This is a genomic window from Streptomyces sp. NBC_00989 (assembly GCF_045162655.1).
Classification (GTDB): Bacteria; Actinomycetota; Actinomycetes; order Streptomycetales; family Streptomycetaceae; genus Streptomyces.
The window spans coordinates 11,062,660-11,081,755 of record NZ_CP108728.1 but is presented as its reverse complement, the minus strand read 5'-3'; the positions used below and the strand labels follow the sequence as shown (position 1 = coordinate 11,081,755).

20 protein-coding genes are annotated in these 19,096 nt (G+C 70.3%); 9 read left to right on the top strand and 11 right to left on the bottom strand.

Annotated elements, in window-relative coordinates; all coding sequences use genetic code 11:
* Window positions 1–175: 175 nt before the first annotated feature.
* The 3 genes from OG714_RS49995 to OG714_RS49985 all read right to left on the bottom strand — a co-directional run bounded on the left by OG714_RS49995 (window position 176) and on the right by OG714_RS49985 (window position 3,060).
* Window positions 176–1,171, bottom strand: a complete 996-nt coding sequence (locus OG714_RS49995; protein ID WP_406131149.1) for a LacI family DNA-binding transcriptional regulator — start codon at window positions 1,169–1,171, stop codon at window positions 176–178.
* A 196-nt stretch (window positions 1,172–1,367) separates the two neighbouring features.
* On the bottom strand, window positions 1,368–2,396 hold the full coding sequence (locus tag OG714_RS49990) for a hypothetical protein (protein WP_406131148.1): 1,029 nt from the start codon (window positions 2,394–2,396) through the stop codon (window positions 1,368–1,370).
* Window positions 2,397–2,577: 181 nt separating this feature from the next.
* Window positions 2,578–3,060, bottom strand: a complete 483-nt coding sequence (locus tag OG714_RS49985) for a DUF6194 family protein (RefSeq protein WP_406132209.1) — start codon at window positions 3,058–3,060, stop codon at window positions 2,578–2,580.
* Window positions 3,061–3,119: 59 nt separating this feature from the next.
* Here OG714_RS49985 and OG714_RS49980 point away from each other — a divergent pair, with 59 nt between their 5' ends.
* A complete protein-coding gene (locus tag OG714_RS49980; protein ID WP_406131147.1) occupies window positions 3,120–3,968 on the top strand; it encodes a MerR family transcriptional regulator in 849 nt (282 codons plus the stop codon).
* Between the two features lie 208 nt (window positions 3,969–4,176).
* A complete protein-coding gene (locus OG714_RS49975; protein WP_406131146.1) occupies window positions 4,177–5,124 on the top strand; it encodes a chitinase in 948 nt (315 codons plus the stop codon).
* A gap of 47 nt (window positions 5,125–5,171) precedes the next feature.
* Here the strand turns inward: OG714_RS49975 and OG714_RS49970 are convergent, their stop codons facing one another.
* The 3 genes from OG714_RS49970 to OG714_RS49960 form a co-directional block, all read right to left on the bottom strand.
* On the bottom strand, window positions 5,172–6,224 hold the full coding sequence (locus OG714_RS49970; RefSeq protein WP_406131145.1) for an Atu2307/SP_0267 family LLM class monooxygenase: 1,053 nt from the start codon (window positions 6,222–6,224) through the stop codon (window positions 5,172–5,174).
* A 28-nt stretch (window positions 6,225–6,252) separates the two neighbouring features.
* Window positions 6,253–6,708: a MarR family winged helix-turn-helix transcriptional regulator gene (locus OG714_RS49965; protein WP_406131144.1), complete on the bottom strand. Its 456-nt coding sequence runs from the start codon at window positions 6,706–6,708 to the stop codon at window positions 6,253–6,255.
* Between the two features lie 71 nt (window positions 6,709–6,779).
* On the bottom strand, window positions 6,780–7,877 hold the full coding sequence (locus OG714_RS49960; RefSeq protein WP_406131143.1) for a PP2C family protein-serine/threonine phosphatase: 1,098 nt from the start codon (window positions 7,875–7,877) through the stop codon (window positions 6,780–6,782).
* Between the two features lie 296 nt (window positions 7,878–8,173).
* On the opposite strand from OG714_RS49960, the gene OG714_RS49955 reads away from it, so the two are divergent.
* The 5 genes from OG714_RS49955 (at window position 8,174) to OG714_RS49935 (ending at window position 13,093) form a co-directional block, all read left to right on the top strand.
* On the top strand, window positions 8,174–8,593 hold the full coding sequence (locus tag OG714_RS49955) for an ATP-binding protein (RefSeq protein ID WP_406131142.1): 420 nt from the start codon (window positions 8,174–8,176) through the stop codon (window positions 8,591–8,593).
* Between the two features lie 120 nt (window positions 8,594–8,713).
* On the top strand, window positions 8,714–10,624 hold the full coding sequence (locus tag OG714_RS49950) for a primary-amine oxidase (RefSeq protein ID WP_406131141.1): 1,911 nt from the start codon (window positions 8,714–8,716) through the stop codon (window positions 10,622–10,624).
* On the top strand, window positions 10,617–12,032 hold the full coding sequence (locus tag OG714_RS49945; RefSeq protein WP_406131140.1) for an APC family permease: 1,416 nt from the start codon (window positions 10,617–10,619) through the stop codon (window positions 12,030–12,032). Before OG714_RS49950 ends, OG714_RS49945 begins: the two co-directional genes overlap by 8 nt.
* Window positions 12,022–12,471 (top strand): hypothetical protein, encoded by a 450-nt coding sequence (locus tag OG714_RS49940; protein ID WP_406131139.1) that lies wholly within the window; start codon window positions 12,022–12,024, stop codon window positions 12,469–12,471. Before OG714_RS49945 ends, OG714_RS49940 begins: the two co-directional genes overlap by 11 nt.
* Window positions 12,472–12,502: 31 nt before the next feature.
* Complete coding sequence (locus tag OG714_RS49935) at window positions 12,503–13,093, top strand: TetR/AcrR family transcriptional regulator (RefSeq protein ID WP_406131138.1); 591 nt, start codon at window positions 12,503–12,505, stop codon at window positions 13,091–13,093.
* Between the two features lie 15 nt (window positions 13,094–13,108).
* Here the strand turns inward: OG714_RS49935 and OG714_RS49930 are convergent, their stop codons facing one another.
* The 3 genes from OG714_RS49930 to OG714_RS49920 form a co-directional block, all read right to left on the bottom strand.
* On the bottom strand, window positions 13,109–13,336 hold the full coding sequence (locus OG714_RS49930; RefSeq protein ID WP_406131137.1) for a non-oxidative hydroxyarylic acid decarboxylases subunit D: 228 nt from the start codon (window positions 13,334–13,336) through the stop codon (window positions 13,109–13,111).
* 44 nt (window positions 13,337–13,380) lie between these two features.
* On the bottom strand, window positions 13,381–14,805 hold the full coding sequence (locus OG714_RS49925) for a non-oxidative hydroxyarylic acid decarboxylases subunit C (RefSeq protein WP_406131136.1): 1,425 nt from the start codon (window positions 14,803–14,805) through the stop codon (window positions 13,381–13,383).
* Window positions 14,806–14,873: 68 nt separating this feature from the next.
* Window positions 14,874–15,470 carry a non-oxidative hydroxyarylic acid decarboxylases subunit B gene (locus OG714_RS49920; protein ID WP_406131135.1) on the bottom strand — a complete coding sequence of 199 codons (597 nt, stop codon included), beginning with the start codon at window positions 15,468–15,470 and terminating at the stop codon, window positions 14,874–14,876.
* 87 nt (window positions 15,471–15,557) lie between these two features.
* Between OG714_RS49920 and OG714_RS49915 the strand changes: the two genes are divergently transcribed.
* Window positions 15,558–16,430: a helix-turn-helix domain-containing protein gene (locus tag OG714_RS49915; RefSeq protein WP_406131134.1), complete on the top strand. Its 873-nt coding sequence runs from the start codon at window positions 15,558–15,560 to the stop codon at window positions 16,428–16,430.
* A 25-nt stretch (window positions 16,431–16,455) separates the two neighbouring features.
* On the top strand, window positions 16,456–16,827 hold the full coding sequence (locus tag OG714_RS49910; protein WP_406131133.1) for a hypothetical protein: 372 nt from the start codon (window positions 16,456–16,458) through the stop codon (window positions 16,825–16,827).
* On the opposite strand, the gene OG714_RS49905 is transcribed toward OG714_RS49910, so the two are convergent.
* The gene (locus tag OG714_RS49905) at window positions 16,801–18,024 is read right to left on the bottom strand and encodes a cytochrome P450 (RefSeq protein WP_406131132.1); all 1,224 of its coding nucleotides are present in this window, start codon (window positions 18,022–18,024) and stop codon (window positions 16,801–16,803) included. The two genes, OG714_RS49910 and OG714_RS49905, sit on opposite strands and share 27 nt — an antisense overlap.
* Before the next feature lie 217 nt (window positions 18,025–18,241).
* Window positions 18,242–19,087, bottom strand: coding sequence for a patatin-like phospholipase family protein (locus tag OG714_RS49900; protein ID WP_406131131.1), 846 nt, complete (start codon window positions 19,085–19,087; stop codon window positions 18,242–18,244).
* Window positions 19,088–19,096: the final 9 nt, after the last annotated feature.

Below are 19,096 nucleotides of genomic sequence, written 5' to 3'. Positions count from 1 at the left end.
GCGGGGAGCCGGCCTCCCCGGAATCAGACGAAGACGTCCAGGTGAGACCGGTGTGGGGCAGATCGGCTCGGCGCGCGTCAGACTGGCCGGGCCTGCGTCAGGACCGGCCAGGCATACGTGCGGGACTTGCTCGGCAAGCGTCCGGCCGACCTGGTTCACGTCGGTCCGGGTTCCGTCAGGCGGACTCGCGCACGACCAGCGTCAGCGGAGTCACCTGGGGCGCCGGCGGCCGAGACTCACCGGTCACGCCGTTGACGATCATGCGGGCGAGGCGGCCCACGGCGACATCGAGATTGTTGTCGATCGTCGTCAGCGGCGGTACCGCGAACGGCGCCAACTTGTCGTTGTCGACGCCGATCACGGCCAGGTCGCCGGGGGCGGCGAGGCCCACCCTGCGCATACCCGCGAGGAGGGCGAAGGCCGTCTCGTCGTTGTAGGCGCACACCGCCGTGACGGCGGGGACGGCCGATTGCCACTGCTCGGCCGCCGCGGCGGCGGCCGAGATGTCGAGGGGCACCTCCAGCACGACCGGCGGCTCGAGACCGCGCTCCGCGCAGGCGGTACGGGCGCCGTCGAGCCGCAGGTCCAGGAAGTCCCGCAGACGGGGATCCCCGGGGGCGGCGTAGCCGATGCGCACATGGCCCGTCGCCGCCAGCCGCTCGACCTGCATCGCACCGATCAGGGTCTGGGGAACGGTCAGGACACCCGGGGCGACCGCGGGGCCCATCCCGGCGCTGACCACGTGGATGCCCGCCGCGCGCATACTGGCCACGTCGTCGGCACCGACGTCGAAGGCCGTCATCACGGCCGCCGGCATGAGCTCACGCCACAGCGACTTCAGCGGGGCGTGCCGCTCGCGTCGCGTGACGAGGTTCAGGCCGTGCCGCTCCAGTTCGTCACCGAGCAGTTCCACCAGGGCGGTCAGCGTGCCGCCGACAGGAACGTCCGGAAGGAACAGCAGGACCAGGTCGCTGCGGCCCAGGCGCAGGGCGCGTGCGGCGGCCGACGGTTCGTAGCCCAGCTTCGCCACCGCGTCGAGCACCTTGCGGCGGGTCTGGTCGGAGATCTTCTGGTGCGACACGTCGTTCAGCACATAGCTGACCGTGGTCTGCGAGACCCCCGCCTCCTTGGCGACGTCGGTCGCCGTCACGCGGCCGGTCCTGCGCGCCATGGAAGTCTCCTGTGGAGGGTCTTGGACAGTCCCGGTCACGGGGTGTCCGACTGAGCAGCGAACTCTACTGAATCGTAACAGTGAGCATGCTGGATGTCCGATACTCCGGACACCCCGAGCCGCGAAAATCCCGTACGGGCAACTCGCGGGCTTCGCTTGGTCGAGCGACGCCGCCGCGCGCCGGTCGACAGCGTTCTCACTCGCTGTTGTCGATGCTCCAGGCCCAGAGCTTCCCCGTGGCGATGCGCTTGAGGAGTGTGTTGAAGTCGGCCTTGACGGCTTCCGGGGTCTTCTCCGGCGGGAACAGGGGCTTGATCGGCTGACGGTCCAGCGGCAGGTCCTGGGAGAGGCGGGCCTTGTAGGCGTTGTAGACCGCCGCGATGTCCTTGCGGATCGACTCACCCTCGCCGTTGCCCAGGATCGGCATGCCGCGCATACGGTTGTCGTTCGTCGCGGCGATCGACGCCACGTCCATGAGGAAGCAGTCGATCAGGTCGGTGACGTCCTGCTCCCGGGCGCCGTCCCGCTTGTTGTGCACGTCCCGCAGCAGCAGGTCCGCCATCTCCAGGGTGACGTCACGGTAGACGGTGTACCGCGGGCTTCCCGGGATGACGCCGAGCACGTGATCGGCCTGCTTGGCGGTGTCGGAGTTCATCGACGCGAATCCGTCGGGAACGTCCTTCCCCTCGAGACCCGGCACCGGGTACGGCATGCCCCGGAAGGTCTCCTCTTCCTCGTTCATGTTCGGGGCGGCCTGCGCCATCGGATGTATGCCGAACTCATGGCACAGCATGCCCACGATGTAGCCGATGTCGTAGTTCTCGAGGTAGTAGGAGGCCAGCGTGACGAAGACGCCCTCGGCCCCCTTGTCGACCACGTCCGCCGGCGTCTCCGTCGTCCGCTTCTCCAGCGTGATCCGACAACTCCGGTCGGCGAGAAAGGACGTGACCTTGCTGTTGGAGGCCAGGAGCTCCAGAATCCGCGTGGCCTTCCCCTGCGATTCCGGGTACTTGAGCGACACGTTGGTGAACGAGATGTTCCCGTGCGACAACTTGCTCCGCTGAACCACCGCCCTCTGCACGGCCGGAGCGGGCTCGACCCCCTGCCCGGCCCAGGAGTGACCCCCCTCGCCGAGCATCCGCACGACTCCGGCATTGCCCGCCCTGCCCTGGAGCGACAGCAACTCGTGCGGAGGCTGGACGGTATTGACTGCGGGGCTGCTCACCGAGGCGCGCCGGGCTGCGCCTTCCTTCGGGCGGACTTCGTCTCGGGCGTGCACGTGCTCACTTCCTGGCCTGGAATCGCGATCATCGCTGTCTAACCGCAGGCCGGATGCCCCCGCCAGGTCCTCCGGGGCAGTGATCTCCGCCGAAGACCCACTCCAACTGCCCGTAGGGGCACGGAGCTCAACCGTTCCCGTCCGGCCTGCCGTGTTCTTCGCGCCGCGCGAACCTGGCTCGGGCGTCGTCATGGGCACCGCGCAGCAACTCCGTCACCAACTCCCCTGTCCTCTCACCGGGGTTGACGACGCAGATCCAGCCGAGCGCTCCGTACACCGGGTGCGGCAGCACGGTGTCGGTGGCCGCGAAGTCGTGGGACCGGTCGAGACCGTGCGGCTGCCGCTCCCCCGTGAGTTCGCGGAACGCCGCACGACCGACGTGGACGTTCACGCGCCAACGCCCCGGCGGGTCAAGGTCGGACGCGGTGTCGTCGGGGTAGTTCTTGGTGACGACGGTCCCGTACGGCTGGACGGTGCGCGGCAGTTGGCCATCGGGGGCGTAGTAGAAGAAGGCGTCGCCCCAGGCGAGTTCGGGAAAGTCGCCGCCCGGTTCCGGTACGACGACGAGCGCGCCGGTGAAGTCTCGTACGGTCGCGATGATCTGTTCCATACTCATGGTTCGAGCATGACCTTCAAGTGCTTATGTGGGGTTGGCCGATGGGTGAGCCGATGAATGAGCCGGTGGGCGGTCCGCAGCAGGCGCCGCTCAGGACGGCCGATGTCGCGCGGGAGTCGGGGTACTCGGTGCAGCAGGTGCGCGACCTGGAGCGGCTGGGTGTCATCCCTCCGGCGACCCGGTCGAGCAACGGCTACCGTTCCTACGCACCGCCGCACGTCAACGCTCTCCGCGCTTATCGAGGCCTCGCAGGTGCTGTAGGACCAGTCGTGGCACGGCAGTTGCTCGCCGAACTGCGCACGGCGACGATCACTGAGGCCGCGTCGGCGATCAACGAGGTCCATGTGCGGCTCGCGCGCGAACGCGAGGAGGCCCTGCGCGCCCAACAGGCGTTGCACGCGATCCGGGCCGAGGCGGACACACCGGAGTGGGAGCAGGACTCCGAGCGGGACAGCGACGCGATGACGATCACCGAACTCTCCAGAGCACTCGGCGTACGCCCGTCGACCCTGCGGTTCTGGGAACAGGAGGGACTCGTCACCCCCGAGCGGGTGACCTCCCTCCGGGCCCGCCGCTACGACCTCCCCGCCATCAGGACGGCCCGCATCGTCACGGCCCTCCGCAGCGCCGGCTACGGCGTTCCCGCGGTCCGCGAGATCGTGGCGTCCCTGCGGCAACTCGACGGCGCGGAGGAGGCCCAGCGCGTCCTGCGTGAACGTCTTGACCGGATCGCGCTGCGGACCGTGGGGCTGCTCCACGCGGGGGCCGACCTGGCAGCCGTCGTCACGGCTGCCGCAGCCCAGGAACCGGCGGCCGTCCGATCCGTTCCGGCACCGGTCAGTGCCGAGGAGCCCGGACGCCCCTCACCGAATTCCCGAACCGGCACGGCCAGTTCACTGTAAAGAACCTTGACAGACGATTGGTCTAGTCCAAATATGGTCGCTGTTCGTCCCGGTCAGGGGCGACTTCCCTCCTTTCAGCATGGGAGCGTCAATGAAACGACCTGGGCCTCTTCGCGCGTCGCTGTCCTGCGCGGCCGTAACCGCCTTGTCCACGGGGCTTGTTGCTCTCGGCGGAGGTGACGCGAGTGCGACGCATCGCGTGCAGCCCATGCCAGACCATGTGGCGGCGCCGTACTTCGAGGCGTGGACCGGTGAGAGCCCGGCGGCGCTCGCCGCCGCGTCCGGCAACAAGTACCTCACGATGGCCTTCCTGCAGACCGAGGCGCCCGGTTCGTGCACGGCGTACTGGAACGGACTGCCCGCCCAGCCGATCTCGAAGTCCACCTTCGGCAAGGACATCGCCACGATCCAGGCGCGCGGCGGCAACGTCATCCCGTCCTTCGGCGGCTACAGCGCCGACACCACCAACACCGAACTCGCCGACAGCTGCACCGATGTCGACGCCATCGCGAAGGTCTACGAGAGCCTGGTCACGACCTACGGCGTGAGCCGGATCGACCTCGACATCGAGGCCGACTCCATCAACAACACGGCCGGCATCGACCGCCGCAACAAGGCGATCGCGAAGGTGCAGCGCTGGGCCCAACGCACCGGCCGCAGCGTGGAGTTCTCCTACACGCTGCCGACCACCACCACCGGCCTCGCGCCCAACGGCGTCGCCCTGCTGCAGAATGCCGTCGACAACGGCGCGCGCGTCGACGTCGTCAACATCATGACGTTCGACTACTACGACGGCGCCACCCACGACATGGCGGAGGACACCAAGACCGCGGCGACCGGCCTGCACTCCCAACTCGCCGCGCTCTACCCGAAGAAGAACCCGGCGAAGCTGTGGAAGACGATCGGCGTCACCGAGATGCCCGGCATCGACGACTTCGGCCCGGCGGAGACCTTCACCACGCAGAACGCGGTCACGGTGAAGAAGTGGGCCGTCGCCCGGGGCATCAACACGCTCTCGTTCTGGGCACTTCAGCGCGACAACGGGAACTGCGTGGGCACCGGGGGCGCCAACAACTGCTCCGGGATCGCCCAGGACACCTGGTACTTCAGCCACACCTTCAAGTCGTTCACGCGCGACTTCGGCTACCACCACTAGCGGCTCGGCGGACTGCGTGTCGCCGCCTCCCCCAGGGCGGCGTCGCGTCAGTCCTGCATCATCTCGCGCACCAGCGGCGCCACCTTCGTGCCGTAGAGCTCGATGTTGGTCATGAGGGTGTCGTGGGGCATTCCGGTGATCCCGTACTTCAGGTTGAAGCGGGTCGCGTCGAGGGTCTTGAGGGTGCTCGCGATCTTGCGGGCCACGGTCTCCGGTGAACCGACGTGCAGGGCGCCACCGGGGCCGACGTCCCGCATGAGGCTCTCGCGGGTCGGGGTGCGGAAGCCGCGTTCCCGCGCCACGCTCGCGATCAGCTGCTGGAAGGCCGGCACGAACTCCTCCACCGCCTGTTCGTCGGTGGCGGCGACATGACCGGGCGCGTGCACGCCGATGGGGCGCGCGGGGTGGCCGAACTCCGCCAGTGCCCGCCGGAACAGCTCGGAGAACGGGGCGAAGCGGGCCACGTCCCCGCCGATGATCGCCAGCATCAGGGAGAACCCGTACTGGGCGGTGCGGACGACCGACTGGGGGCTGCCGCCGACCCCGATCCAGGTGGGGATCGAGCCCGTCTCGCTGTGCGGGTAGACGGAGACACCGTCGAGGGCGGCACGGGTGGTGCCGGACCAGGTGACGGGCTTCTCCTTGAGCAGTTCGGCGAAGAGGGCGACCTTCTCCTCGAACAACTCCTCGTAGTCGTTCAGTTCGTAGCCGAAGAGCGGGAAGGACTCGGTGCTCGACCCTCTGCCGAGGATGACTTCGGCGCGGCCCGCGGAGACGGCGTCGAGGGTGGCGTAGCGCTGGAAGACGCGGACCGGGTCGTCCGAACTGATCACGGTGACGGCCGAGTTGAGGCGGATGTGCTCGGTGCGCGCGGCGATGGCCGCGAGGACGACGTCGGCGGCCGACAGGGGCATCGACTCGGTGTGGTGTTCGCCGATGCCGAAGTGGTCGACGCCGGCCTGGTCGGCGAGGACGCCTTCCTCGACGAGGCGGCGGATGGCCTGGCCGTGGGTCAGGGGCGTGCCCTCAGCGTCGTTGGTGACGTCACCGAACGTGTCCAGGCCGAGCGTGATGTCGAAGGGGGTGGTCGGGGTGGTCATCTCATGCTCCTTGGCTCTGCTCGGTGTGTCAGGTGGCGATACGGCGCATCACGCCGAGGAGCCGGGTCAGGTCGGCGGCGTCGACGTGGTCGAGGACATGGCGCCGGACGCTGGACAGGTGGGCGGGCCATGCCTCCTGGAGGCGGGCGAGGCCCTGGTCGGTGAGGACGGCGTTCCAGCCGCGGGCGTCCTCGGCGCACCGCTCCCGTCCGACCAGTCCCTGGGTCTCCAGGCGGGTGACGACGCGGGTCATGCCGCTCAGCGAGAGATTGCAGACGGACGCCAGCTCGCTCATGCGCATCCGCCGGTCCGTGGCCTCGGAGAGGTGCATGAGGGTCGTGTACTCGGACAGCGGCAGGCGCTGCTCGCGCGTCATGTCGGCGTCGACGGCCCGGGGCAGCACGAGCATCACCCGCGCGAGTTCGCGCACCAGCTCCTCCTCGTGCGGACTCATGGGGCGCAGTGGCTGCTCGGGCGTGGTCATGCCACCAGTTTACTTGATTGACGAAGCAAGCAAGTGGGTCGACCACCACGGCTGCCTCGAACCTTCCGTGCTCACCGGTCGGGCGGCTCGTCCCCCGTCGTGGTCGCGTGGCCGTGATAGCGCAGCAGGAGCATCGCCGCGTCGTCGTGAAGCGGTCCGGCCGTGTGCCGGACCAGGTCCTCGCGCAGGGAGTCCAGGGCGCTCTGCGCGTCGGGCTCCTTCAACAGGTGCGCCCGGTCGCCCAGCGGATAGAAGGTGCCGCGGTCGTCGCGGGCCTCGGTGACGCCGTCGGTGTACAGCAGCAGTTGCTCGCCCGGTGCGAAGCACACGGAGAACGGCTTCGGGCTCTCGCTGCCCTGGGCGCCGCCCAGGCCGAGCGGCGGGGCGTAGGCGGGCGGCGCGGGGAAGTCGGCGGTGCCGTTGCGGCGGACGACCATCGGGGGCGGGTGGCCGTAGTTGAGGAAGAGCACCTCGTGGTCCGTGCCGATCTCGGCGAGGACGGCGGTGACGAACTTCTCGTCGGACAGCACGCGGGAGACGCTGCGTTCCAGGCGTTCGCCGAGTCCCACCAGGTCGGGTTCGTCGTGCGCGGCCTCGCGGAACGCGCCGAGCACCACGGCCGCCGTCTCGACCGCGGCGAGTCCCTTGCCCTGTACGTCGCCGACGATGACCCGCACGCCGTGCGGGGAGGCGACCACCTCGTAGAGGTCACCGCCGATACGGGCCTCCGCGACAGCCGAGGTGTACGACACCGCCGCCTGGAGGGGGCCCGCGGTCAGCGGCACGGGACGTAGAAGTACTCGTTGCGCGACCTCGGCGATGGAGCGCACGCTGGCGAGTTCGGCCTCACGACGGCCGCGCATCACGGCGGCGGCGATGCCCGCGCCGGTCACGCCGACCACCGACACCATCGCGAGGAAGCCCCGGCGTTCCTGGAACAGGCCGTCGTAGAGGCCGAGTCCGACGCACAGGGCGAGCGCGGCGGCGCCGAACCACGCGGTGCGGCGCCAGCTGCCGACGAGTCCGGCGAAGGCGGGTCCGAGGGAGGCCAGGGGCAGGAAGCCGAGTCCGGGGCCGGTGAGAATGTCCCCGACCGCGACCACCGCCATCACCGCGGCAGGGAGCCAGGTCAGCACGGAGAGACTGCGCTGCGGCTTCGCTGCGGCCATGGTCGACTCCAAGGGCGTCGCGGCTTTCGGGAGCCGCCTTCCGCAGGGGCCCCTCCCCCACCTTTGGACATCGCAAGGCTGCCAGGCAATCCCCTGGGCGCGCCCGGCGCTTTACCCAATTGAGTCCGAGAGCGGACATTTCCTGATCGACGACAACCAAGTGGCGCCGCCTGGTTGCCGATCACGGACTCCGGGCAAGTGAACTGTGTAGGACCGGCCGCGCAAGATCTGCGGCGGCCCCGGTGCGGTGGCGCCGCGGGGATACCGGGTTGTCCTAGGAGGGGAAGTGATTCGCCATGCGTGCGCATCGGCGTACCCATAGGCGTTCCGTACGCGTGGAGTACCTGCTGCCCGACGAGGCCGCGTCGGCGGGTCAGGCACGGAAGTTGACGTCGGAGTTCCTCGCGCGTTCCCGCCATCAGCTGGCGCGGGTGGACGCGGAGCAGATCGACGACGCGACGCTCATCGTGTCCGAACTCGTCGCCAACGCGACCGAGCACGGACGCGGCGAGTGCCGGCTGCGCCTCCAACTGTCCGACGAGCGGGTCACGGTCGAGGTCTACGACGACAACCCGGCCCCGCCCCGCGTACGGCAGATGACGGCCGAGGGCGAGAGCGGACGCGGCTTGGCCATGGTCCGCTGCCTGGCCCACCGCCTCGACGTCACCCCGCTCACCGGGGGCGGCAAGCGGGTGCGGGCGATCCTGGCGATCTGACCCGGCGCGCCGGCTCCGACGGGCTTAACAGCAAAGCAACGCGGGCGTACTGCCGAGCGAAACGTGGCCGCGCGATTTTTTGCTCTACAGACGTAGAGAAAAAGATCCCCGGAGGCCCGCATGGCTGCCGCTCGTCATCCCCTCGACCCGCTCGCCCCGGAAGAGATCACCGTCGCCCGCGAGATCCTCGCGGCGGCCGGACTGGTCACGGAGACCACCCGCTTCGCCTATCTCGGACTCCTGGACCCGCCCAAGAACACGCCCGCGCGCGGTGATCGCCGACTGCGCGTCCTGCTGCTCGACATCTCCGGCGGCCCGTCCTGCGACGCGACGGTCTCACTGACCGACACGCGGGTCGACTCGCACCGGCTGATCGACGCCGCGACGGAAGGGCAACTCCCGGTCCTGGACGAGGAGTTCGCGCTCGTCGAGGAGATCCTCGCCAAGGACGGGCGCTGGCTCGACGCCCTCACCGCCCGCGGCCTGGACGTCGACTCGGTGCGCGTCGCCCCGCTGTCCGCGGGCGTGTACGACGAGGAGTACCCGCAGGAACGGGGCCGCCGCATCCTGCGCGGGCTGGCCTTCCTACAGGAACACCCGAAGGACCACGCGTGGGCGCACCCCGTCGACGGCCTCGTCGCCTACGTGGACGTCCTCAACCGGACCGTGGACCAGGTCATCGACCTCGGCCCGGTACCGGTGCCGGCGGAGTCGGGGAACTTCGACGACCCGGCCGTCACCGGCCCGCCGCGCACCACCCTGAAGCCCATCGAGATCACCCAGCCGCAGGGTCCCAGTTTCGCCCTCGAAGGCAACGCCCTGACGTGGGAGAACTGGTCCCTGCGCATCGGCTTCGACGCCCGTGAGGGGCTGATACTCCATCAACTCGCCTTCGCCGGGCGCCCGGTGATCCATCGCGCGTCGATCGCCGAGATGGTCGTCCCGTACGCCGACCCCTCCCCCGTCCGGTCCTGGCAGAACTACTTCGACACCGGCGAGTACCTCATCGGCCGCTGCGCCAACGCGCTCCAGCTCGGCTGCGACTGTCTCGGCGACATCACCTACCTGGATGCCGTCGTCGCCGACGAGACCGGCGCACCCCAGACCCTCACCAACGCCGTCTGCCTGCACGAGGAGGACTACGGCATCCTCTGGAAGCACACCGACCTCTGGGCCGGCTCGGCCGAGACCCGGCGGCAGCGGCGCATGGTGCTCTCCTTCTTCACCACCGTCGGCAACTACGACTACGGCTTCTACTGGTACCTGTACCTCGACGGCACGATCGAGTTCGAGGCCAAGGCCACCGGTGTCGTCTTCACCTCCGCCCACCCCGGCGGCGACCACCCGTACGCCACCGAGATCGCCCCCGGTCTCGGCGCGCCCTACCACCAACACCTGTTCAGCGCACGGCTGGACATGGCCGTGGACGGCCCCGTCAACCGCGTCGAGGAGGTCGAGACGGTCCGGGTGCCGATGGGCCCCGGCAACACGCGCGGCAACGCCTTCGCCCTCAAGCGCACCCCTCTGACCCGGGAGAGCGAGGCACAGCGGATGGCCGACGCGGGCGTGGACCGCGTGTGGCACATCTCCAACCCCGGGTCGCTGAACCGGCTCGGCCGGCCGGTCGCCTACGCACTGCACCCGGAGGGAAAGCCGGCCCTGCTCGCCGATCCCGGATCGTCAGTGGCGGCCCGCGCGGCCTTCGCCACCAAGCACCTCTGGGTCACCGCCTACGACCCGGCCGAGCGCTATCCGGCGGGCGACTTCGTCAACCAGCATCCCGGCGGGGCCGGACTGCCCGCGTACGCCGCCGCCGACCGGGACCTCGACGGGCAGGACCTCGTCGTCTGGCACACCTTCGGCCTCACCCACGCACCGCGTCCCGAGGACTGGCCGATCATGCCGGTCGACACCACGGGTTTCACGCTCAAGCCGGTCGGCTTCTTCGACCGCAACCCCACCCTCGACATACCTGCGAGCACCTCCGCTCACTCCACCTGCGAGACGGGCACAGGGGGCTGCCATGTCTGAACAGACCATCAGAACCAGCACAGTTGACGCACCGTCAAAACTCCGTGGCTCGATCGGAGTCGGCGGGATCGTCTTCATGGTCGTCGCGGCAGCGGCGCCGCTCACCGCCATCGGCGGTGCCCTGCCGGTGATGCTGGCCATCGGCAACGGCCCCGGCGTACCGGCCGCTTACCTGCTTGTCGCCGTCGTCCTGCTGCTGTTCAGCGTCGGCTACGCGGCGATGAGCCGCCATGTCGTCGACACCGGCGCCTTCTATTCCTACGTGAGTGCCGGGCTTGGCCGGATCACCGGCACCGGAGCGGCCGGGCTGGCGCTGCTCACGTACAGCACGATCCAGGCCGGGATCTACGGCCTCGCCGGCGTCACCCTGCAAGGGCTGGTCGTGAAGTACGGCGGCCCCGACCTGTCGTGGTGGCTGTGGGCCGGTGTGCTGTGGGGACTGGTCGCGGTGCTGGGCTACCGCAACATCGAGGTCGGCACGAAGGTCCTGTCGGTGCTGCTGATCCTGGAGGTCGGCATCGTCACGGTGATGACGGTGGCGATCCTCGCCCAAGGAGGCGCCCACGGCATCGACTTCGGCTCCTTCACCCCTGGCGCCTTCACCACGGGATCGCCGGGTATCGGGGTGATGTTCGCGGTCGCGTCCTTCGTCGGTTTCGAGGCGACCGCCCTCTACAGCGAGGAGGCCAGGGACCCCAAGCGCAGTGTGCCCAGGGCGACTTACCTCGCCGTCATCGCCATCGGCGGCTTCTACGCGGTGTCCAGCTGGGCGGTCGTGCTGGCCGTCGGCACGGACGACGTACGGGGTGCGGCGGCCAAGGACACGAGCGGGCTGGTCTTCACGGTGGCCGGGCGGTACGTCGGTCCGGCCGCCTCCGACACGATGGAAGTCCTGCTGCTGACCAGCCTGTTCGCGGCGCTGCTCGCCTTCCACAACGCGATCTCCCGCTATCTGTTCTCCCTCGGCCGCCAGGGCGACGCCCCGGCCGTCCTGGGCCGCAGTCACGCCAGGCACGGCTCGCCGCACGCCGGTTCGCTGGTGCAGAGCGGGTCGGCTGCGGTGGTGGTGGGGGCGTTCGTGCTCGCCGGGTCGGATCCGGTGCTGGAGCTGTTCACCTGGATGAGCGGTCTGGCCACGCTCGGTGTGCTGGTGCTGATGATCCTGGTCGGGGTCGCGATCATCGCCTTCTTCGCCAGGACCGGCGCGGACACCCGGCTGTGGCACACCCGGCTCGCGCCGGCGCTCGGCGCCCTGGGGCTGTGCGGGATCACGTTCATGGTGCTGGCCAACTTCACGACGCTGATCGGTGGTTCGGCCGGCCTCGCGCGGCTCTTCGAGGGGATCGTCGTGCTGTTCTTCGCCGCCGGTGCGGTCTCGGCCGTCGTCCGGCGCCGTCGTGACGCCTGACGTCCTCCCGGCCGCCGTCGCGTTGGCGGGCTCCGGTCTGTGCCTCGCGGGGCATGTACCGGGGCCCGTACGGCGCTGGGGGCCGCACGCCGTCGTCCTCGCCGTGACGCTGCTGATGGTGGTGGGGAGCCCGGGGCCGTACCTGCTGCTGGCGTGCGCCGCCGTGACGACGGGCATGTGCCTGTTCGCCCGCGGGCCGGTCGCCGCCGACCTCGCGGTGATGGCCGTGGTCACGGTGGCGATGGCCCGGCTTCCGCAGGGGCACCACCACCACACCGACGGTCACGGACTGTTCGCGCTTGCGGTGGTGTTGTGGGTGCTGGCGCGGGCGGGCGCCGTCCTGCACCGGGCGCTGCGTCCCGGTGCGCCCTGCGCCGATCCGCTCGGCGACGCGGGCGGCGCGCTGATGGCACTCGGTATGGCCGCCATGCTGGCCTGACCGGCCGGAGCGGCTGGATTAAGGTCTGGGCATGCCCAAAATCGTCGATCATGACGCTCGCCGCCGCGAGATCATCGAAGCCGTATGGGCCCTGATCGCGAGACGCGGGCTCGACGCCGTCACCATGCGCGACCTCGCCGCCGAGGCCGGATACGCCAACGGTGCGCTGGCCGGCTACTTCCGCAACAAGGACGAGATCCTTCTCGCCGCGTTCCAGCACGCCTTCGAGAGCACCAACGTCCGGGCCCGCGAGTCCATCGGCGACGCGACCGGCCTCCCGGCCCTGCGCCTGCTCTGCCTGGAGATCATGCCGCTCGACGAGGCGCGCCTCATGGAGGCCCGGGTCGTCATCGCCTTCTGGGACCGCGCCGTCCACGACGAGCGCATGGCCGAGGTGCACGAGAACGCCATGGCGGCCTGGCGCACCCAGATACGCGACTACCTGCAAAAGGCCCGCCGGCACGGCGACATCGTCACGGGCACCCCGGACGACGAAGTCGTCGACACACTGCTCGCGGCCCTCATGGGCTTCCAGATCAATGCCGTCCTGCTGCCCCACACCACTACGCCCCGGCGTCAAGAGGCCGTACTCGAGGGCTTGTTGGGCGCGTTGCGGCCGTAGCCGGGCGTGGGTGATTCAGCCGACGCGCAGCGGCGGTACGACGGGCACCTCCGGGGCGGCCTCGATGTCGGCCCGCGTCATCCGGAACTCGACGGGGTACGCCTCGCGCCGGGTGCGGCGGTCGGGTTCGGTGGTGCGCCACATGTAGAGGCAGCGGACGCACTGGAGTACGTCCCACACGCCGGGGACCGGCGAGGTGGTCACGGTGTCGACCGTGTCGTGGGCGCAGCGGGGGCAGATCATGGCGGGTGACTCCTGAGGTCGGTTCGCTGGGCGTTCGGCGGGCTTCAGCGGGCGGCGATGAGGGCGCGCAACCGGTCGGCCCACTCGGGAGTCTCGGGCAGGTCCCGTACCGGGGTGTCGAAGTGGCCCCTGTTGTCCGGTGCGACCGGGGTCGTGGCGTCGATGATCATCTTGCTGGTGATTCCGGGGGTGTTGGCGGCCGGTGCCAGGGCCATGACCGACAGGTTGGGGACGATGATCACGTCGTCCTGGGGGTTCACCTTCGCGGACATCGCCCACATCACCTGGGGCAGGTCGAAGGGGTCGACGTCCTCGTCCACGACGATGACCTGCGTGACGTAGCCGAGGCCGTGCGGTGTGGTCATCGCGCGCATGCCGACCGCCTTGGCGAAACCGCCGTAGCGCTTCTTCGTCGAGACGATCACCGCGAGGCCGTGGGTGTACATGGCGTTGACGGCCTGTACCTCGGGGAATTCTGCGCGGAGTTGCTTGAGGAGGGGAACGCAGGTGTTGGGGCCGACCAGGTAGTCGACCTCGGTCCACGGCATGCCCAGGTAGAGGGACTCGAAGACGGGGTCGGTGCGGTAGGAGACGCGGTCGACGCGGATCGTCGGCATCCGTCGTCCGCCGGAGTAGTGGCCGGTGAACTCGCCGAAGGGGCCCTCTATTTGGCGCTTGCGGCTCTCCACGACGCCTTCGATGACGACCTCGGAACCCCAGGGGACGTCGAAGCCGGTGAGCGGGGCGGTGGCGATGGGGGCGGGGGCTCCGCGCAGGGCGCCGGCCATCTCGTACTCGGACTGGTCGTAGCCCATCGGCATGCCGGCGACGACCGTGATGACGGGGTCGTTGCCGAGGGTGATCGCGATGGGCAGGTCCTCGCCCGACTCCTCGGCGGCGTGCAGGTGTTGGGCCACGTCGTGCATGGGGACCGGCTGGAAGGCGAGGCGGTCGCGGCCGATGACCTCGATGCGGTACGTGCCGACGTTCTGCTTGCCGAAGTGGTCCGGGTCGCGCGGATCGCGGGAGACCACGGCGGCCTTGTCGAGGTAGAAGCCGCCGTCGCCGTCGTTGAGCCGGAACAGCGGGAGGACCTTGAACAGGTCGATGTCGGCGCCCTGTTGGGTGTTCTCCCGCCAGGGCGCGTCCTCGCGGCGCTCGGGTGCGACCGGGAAGGCGTCCCAGCGGCGGGCGAACTCCTCGACCTGCTCGCGCACGGAGGTGTCCGGGGGCAGTCCGAGGGCGAGGGCGTGGTTGCGCCAGGAGCCGTGGACGTTCATCGCGATCCGGGCGTCCGTGAAGCCCTTGACGTTGTCGAAGTAGAGGGCGGGGGCGCCTTCGCCGATGCGTCCGGCCGCGTTGGCGGCGGCGGCCAAGTCCGGTTCGGGGAGGACCTGTTCGGTGATCCGCAGCAGCTGGTTCTCCTTGTCCAGGGTGTCCAGGAAGCTGCGCAGGTCGTCGTAGGGCATGGGGGCTCCGTACGTGAAGGGGCTTGTGGCGCAGGGGTTTGGGCGCCTCGGATGTCTCTGGTGGTGTGTCAGGCGGCGGGGTGGACGCGGGCGTCGCGGGCGGTTCGCATGCCTTCCCAGCGCTTGGCGGCGGGGGCGGGCAGGTCGAGCTGGTCGAGGACGCGGGTGGTGATGTGCGTGACGATGTCGTCGACCGTGGCGGGGTGGTTGTAGAAGGCGGGCATCGGCGGCACGATCCGGACGCCCTTGCGCGCGAGGTCGAGCATGTTCTCCAGGTGGATCTCGCTCAGGGGTGTCTCGCGCGGGACCAGGACCAGCGGGCGGCGCTCCTTGAGGATCACGTCGGCGGCCCGTCCGATCAGCCCGTCGGCGTAGCCGGTGCGGATGCCGGCCAGGGTCTTCATGGAGCAGGGCACGATCACCATGCCGTCGGTACGGAACGACCCGGAGGCGATGGTGGCGCCCTGGTCCTCGGGGCTGTGCACGACGTCGGCGAGCTCGGCGAGCTCGCGGGCGGTGCGTCCCGTCTCCAGCTCCAGGGTGGTCCGGGCCCAGCGGCTGAGGACGAGATGGGTCTCCACCCCGGGCAGCTCGGCGAGCTGCTCCAGCAGCCGGACGCCGAGGACGGCCCCGGTCGCTCCGGTCATCCCCACGATCAGTCGCACGTCGCCAGCTCCTTGCCCAGTCCGGTCTCTGTGCTTTCGACCGTAGGAGCGGTTCGGGGCCCGACAAGGGTAGGCTCGGGACTCACCATGGGAAAAAACGGTCAGTATCGACCCGAGATCACGGACGTGTCGTACCGTCCTTCACTCAGCGCGCCCATCGGTATGGACATCGTGGGATTCGCCGAGCTGCTGGCGCGCGGTGCCCGTCGTGGCATCGACCTGTCGGCACCGCAGCGGCCGGACTTCCACCACCTGATCCACGTCACGGAGGGCACGCTGCGCCACCGGGTGGACTTCACGGACTGCGTCGTGGAGGAGGGCGGCTGGCTGTGGGTGAGCTCGGGGCAGGTGCACCAGTACGTCCTCGCCGACCTGACGACGACCCGCGGCACGATCGTCATCTGGCAGCCCGGCTTCGTCCTGGCCGATCCCCCCTTCGACCAGTCACCCCTGCTCCCGGCGGGACCGCACGCGCGAGCGGCAAGCCTGACACTCCGTCATCTCACCCACGAGTACGCAGACTTGGCCTCGCTCCCGCTCGACGCCCACCTCCAGACCCTCCGCATGCTCCTCTCCGTCCTGCTGCTCCGCCTCTCCCACGTCCGCCCGGACCCGGTGTCGTCCGCCCCGGCCGACGACCCGTTCCGTCGCTACAGCGCCGCCCTGGAACGCGACTTCCGCACCAGCCACCAAGTCGCCGACTACGCGGCCGCCTTGGGCTACAGCCCGCGCACCCTCACCCGCGCGACCCTCGCGGCGACCGGCACGACCGCCAAGCAGTACCTGGACGCCCGCGTCCTCCTGGAGGCCAAGCGCCTCCTCGTCCACACCGACGCGACGGCGTCGGACGTCTCCCGCACCCTCGGTTTCGGCGAGCCGACCGACTTCGCGAAGTTCTTCCGCAAGCGGGAGGGTCGTACGCCGTTGGAGTTCCGGGCGGTGGCGCGCGGGCAGACATGACTCACCCGAGCAACCGGATGTGGGTATGCGGGAGTTCCAGCCGGGTGATACCGCCGTGTGGCGCGACGTGTTCCGGCGGAAGGTGTGGAGCGCCCACGCGTTACGGGTCGTCGAGGACACCGCGGAGGCGCTGGTTCCGGGGCGCCGTCCGGGCGCGGAGCTGTTGGTCCCGACGACCTGGATCGAGTGGCCGCGCACCGGCGACGAGACCGTCCGGCTGCGCGCCCTGCCGAACCTGGCCGACGACAACCGGCGGCTCGGCCACTGGACTTGGCGGCTCCTGGACCTGACGGAACGGGGGGTTTGGGAAGTGGCGCTACGAACCTCACTGGCCCGACCCCCAACTGCCCACCGGCGTAATGGACTTGGGCTAGTCGGAACCGCCCCGGTCTCCTGACGGGCCGATACGCACCGGCAGTTCACTCAAGCCCCGCAGCAGCATGCTCGTTCGCCACGTCAGTGTCGCGGGGTCGGTGGCGAGGGCGAGGTCCGGGCAGTGGTGCAGGAGGAGGCGTACGGCGATGGCCGCCTCGGTGCGGGCCAGGGGTGCTCCCAGGCAGTGGTGGAGGCCGTGGCCGAAGGCTAGGTGTCCGGGTCCCCGGCGCCGTAGGGAGAAGCGGTCGGGCTCGGGGAAGTGCAGCGGATCGCGGGAAGCCGCGGCCAGGGAGATCTGCACCGCGTCCCCGGCCGGGATGCGGGTACCGGCGAGGTCCAGGGACTCGGCCGCGAAACGGAACGCGGTGGCGTGGACGGGTGAGTAGTGGCGCAACGCCTCCTCCACGGCGGCACCGGCGAAGTCCGGTTCGGAGCGCAGCAGTTCCCGTTGGTCAGGGTGCGTGAGCAGGGCGTGGACGGTCGCGGAGATCAGATTGACGGTCGTCTCGTGGCCGGCGACCAGGAGGAGGAAAGCCATCCCGAGGAGTTCCTCGGAGGTGAGGGGCGGCTCGGCGCCGGGTTCGCGGGCTGCGGCGACCAGATCACCGAGCAGATCGGCGTCGCGTGCGTCGCGCTTCCGGTGGATCAATTCGGTCAGGTAGCCGCCCAGGGCGGCGGCGGCCGAGGCACCCGACTCGGGCGACGCGGGCATGACGAGTTCGTTCGACCAGGCATGGAACACCGCATGGTCCGCGGTGGGCACTCCGAACAGCTCGCAGATCACCGTGACGGGCAGCGGCAGAGCGTACCGGCTCACCAGATCCACCGTCCCCCGCGCCGGCAGCTCGGCGAGCAGATCGGTGGCGATCTCCACGATGCGCGGGCGGAGGGCGGCGATCCGCGCGGGCGTGAAGTGCCCCGCGACCAGCCGCCGTAGACGCGTGTGGTCCGGTGGGTCGGTCTGCAGCATGTTGCGGCCGAGGGCGTGTCCGCCGTCGTCCTGCCAGATCGAGGAGTGGCGGATGTCGTTGCGCAGGCGCGGGTCGGTCAGTGCGGCGCGCGCCGCGTCCCGGGTGACGACCAGCCAGGTCTCCCCGCTGCCCGGCACCAGGACCCGGTGCACGGGCCCGCGCTCACGCAGGGCCGCGTAGACGAGGTGGGGATCCGCGCTCGGGTCGAGGCCGTCGGGGGTCAGGTCCTGCAGGGTGGGTGCCGGCATGGCACTCCTTTCGATGGTCGCGGAGCTGTCAGGGCCGGTCGGGTCACACGCCGCCGCGCCACACACCGCGTGCATGAGGAGCGTCGCCCGGGCATGGCCGGCTCGGTCGGGCGTCGGGCGTCGGCGGTCAAGTCGCGGCTCAGCGCATGCCCGGCCGCGCGATCGGAGGTCCGGCACAGCATCCTCTCGATCGGTACGGGCACTCGGGATCGGACGGTCACACGCCGCCGCGCCACGCGGCATGCACCGCGTGCGCGATGGCCGTCCCCTGGACGTGGCCGGCCCTGGCGGCCGCCGGACGGCGCGTGTCGGCGGTCAAGTCGCGCCCCATCGCGCCTCTGGCCGAGCGATCGGGGGTCACGAGGGTGATCTCGGCTCCCTGGGCGGCGAGTTGGGCCGCCTGCTGTTGGGCGCTGGGGTGCGGGCCGACCGCCTTCGGGATCGGTACGACGGCCAGGACGTGGCGGTGGCCGGCGGCCAGGTGCAGGTTGGCGGTCGTGCGGCTGCCGCCGTCGATCCAGCGTCGGCCCGCGGCCGTCATGGGCGGCGAGACGAGGGGAACGGCGCAGCTCGCGGCGACCGCTTCGAGGAGGGGGACCTTCGAGTCGGCGTCGAACGTCTCCAGAGCCCCGGTCGTGGCGTCGACGGCTGCGATCCGCAGGGCGCGGTCGGGCCAGTCCCGTGCACCGCGCAGCAACGTGCCGACCGCGTCGAGGAGTTCGGACTCGGGTCCGGTGCGTGCGGTGAGGGCGGCACGGCCGAGCCGTCGTACGGAGCGCTGCGGATCGCGGGATCCCAGCGCCGCCCACAGGAATCGGATCGTCTGGGCCGCGGTGACCCGCAGCTCCACCTTGTCGGCGCGGGTCACCTGACGTTCGTACGACTCCTGCGGCGCCTCGCCGGCCGCGAGCCGGGCGCCGAAGATCGCACCCGCGGAGGTGCCGATGATCACGTCGGCTCGGTCGAGGTGGACACCTGCCTCCGCGAGACCCGCGAGCACGCCCGTCATCCACGCCCCGCCGACGGGCCCACCACCACCCAGGACCAGTGCCGTGCCATGCATGACGCCACC

Excerpts from the sequence above, each read along its gene's own strand:
- OG714_RS49965 (WP_406131144.1), bottom strand. The coding sequence starts at position 6,708 with ATGACCACGCCCGAGCAGCCACTGCGCCCCATGAGTCCGCACGAGGAG.
- OG714_RS49995 (WP_406131149.1), bottom strand. The coding sequence starts at position 1,171 with ATGGCGCGCAGGACCGGCCGCGTGACGGCGACCGACGTCGCCAAGGAG.
- OG714_RS49900 (WP_406131131.1), bottom strand. The coding sequence starts at position 19,087 with ATGCATGGCACGGCACTGGTCCTGGGTGGTGGTGGGCCCGTCGGCGGG.
- OG714_RS49955 (WP_406131142.1), top strand. The coding sequence starts at position 8,174 with ATGCGTGCGCATCGGCGTACCCATAGGCGTTCCGTACGCGTGGAGTAC.
- OG714_RS49950 (WP_406131141.1), top strand. The coding sequence starts at position 8,714 with ATGGCTGCCGCTCGTCATCCCCTCGACCCGCTCGCCCCGGAAGAGATC.
- OG714_RS49985 (WP_406132209.1), bottom strand. The coding sequence starts at position 3,060 with ATGGAACAGATCATCGCGACCGTACGAGACTTCACCGGCGCGCTCGTC.
- OG714_RS49905 (WP_406131132.1), bottom strand. The coding sequence starts at position 18,024 with ATGCCGGCACCCACCCTGCAGGACCTGACCCCCGACGGCCTCGACCCG.
- OG714_RS49925 (WP_406131136.1), bottom strand. The coding sequence starts at position 14,805 with ATGCCCTACGACGACCTGCGCAGCTTCCTGGACACCCTGGACAAGGAG.
- OG714_RS49975 (WP_406131146.1), top strand. The coding sequence starts at position 4,177 with ATGCCAGACCATGTGGCGGCGCCGTACTTCGAGGCGTGGACCGGTGAG.
- OG714_RS49970 (WP_406131145.1), bottom strand. The coding sequence starts at position 6,224 with ATGACCACCCCGACCACCCCCTTCGACATCACGCTCGGCCTGGACACG.
- OG714_RS49960 (WP_406131143.1), bottom strand. The coding sequence starts at position 7,877 with ATGGCCGCAGCGAAGCCGCAGCGCAGTCTCTCCGTGCTGACCTGGCTC.
- OG714_RS49935 (WP_406131138.1), top strand. The coding sequence starts at position 12,503 with ATGCCCAAAATCGTCGATCATGACGCTCGCCGCCGCGAGATCATCGAA.
- OG714_RS49980 (WP_406131147.1), top strand. The coding sequence starts at position 3,120 with ATGAATGAGCCGGTGGGCGGTCCGCAGCAGGCGCCGCTCAGGACGGCC.
- OG714_RS49945 (WP_406131140.1), top strand. The coding sequence starts at position 10,617 with ATGTCTGAACAGACCATCAGAACCAGCACAGTTGACGCACCGTCAAAA.
- OG714_RS49930 (WP_406131137.1), bottom strand. The coding sequence starts at position 13,336 with ATGATCTGCCCCCGCTGCGCCCACGACACGGTCGACACCGTGACCACC.
- OG714_RS49915 (WP_406131134.1), top strand. The coding sequence starts at position 15,558 with ATGGGAAAAAACGGTCAGTATCGACCCGAGATCACGGACGTGTCGTAC.
- OG714_RS49910 (WP_406131133.1), top strand. The coding sequence starts at position 16,456 with ATGCGGGAGTTCCAGCCGGGTGATACCGCCGTGTGGCGCGACGTGTTC.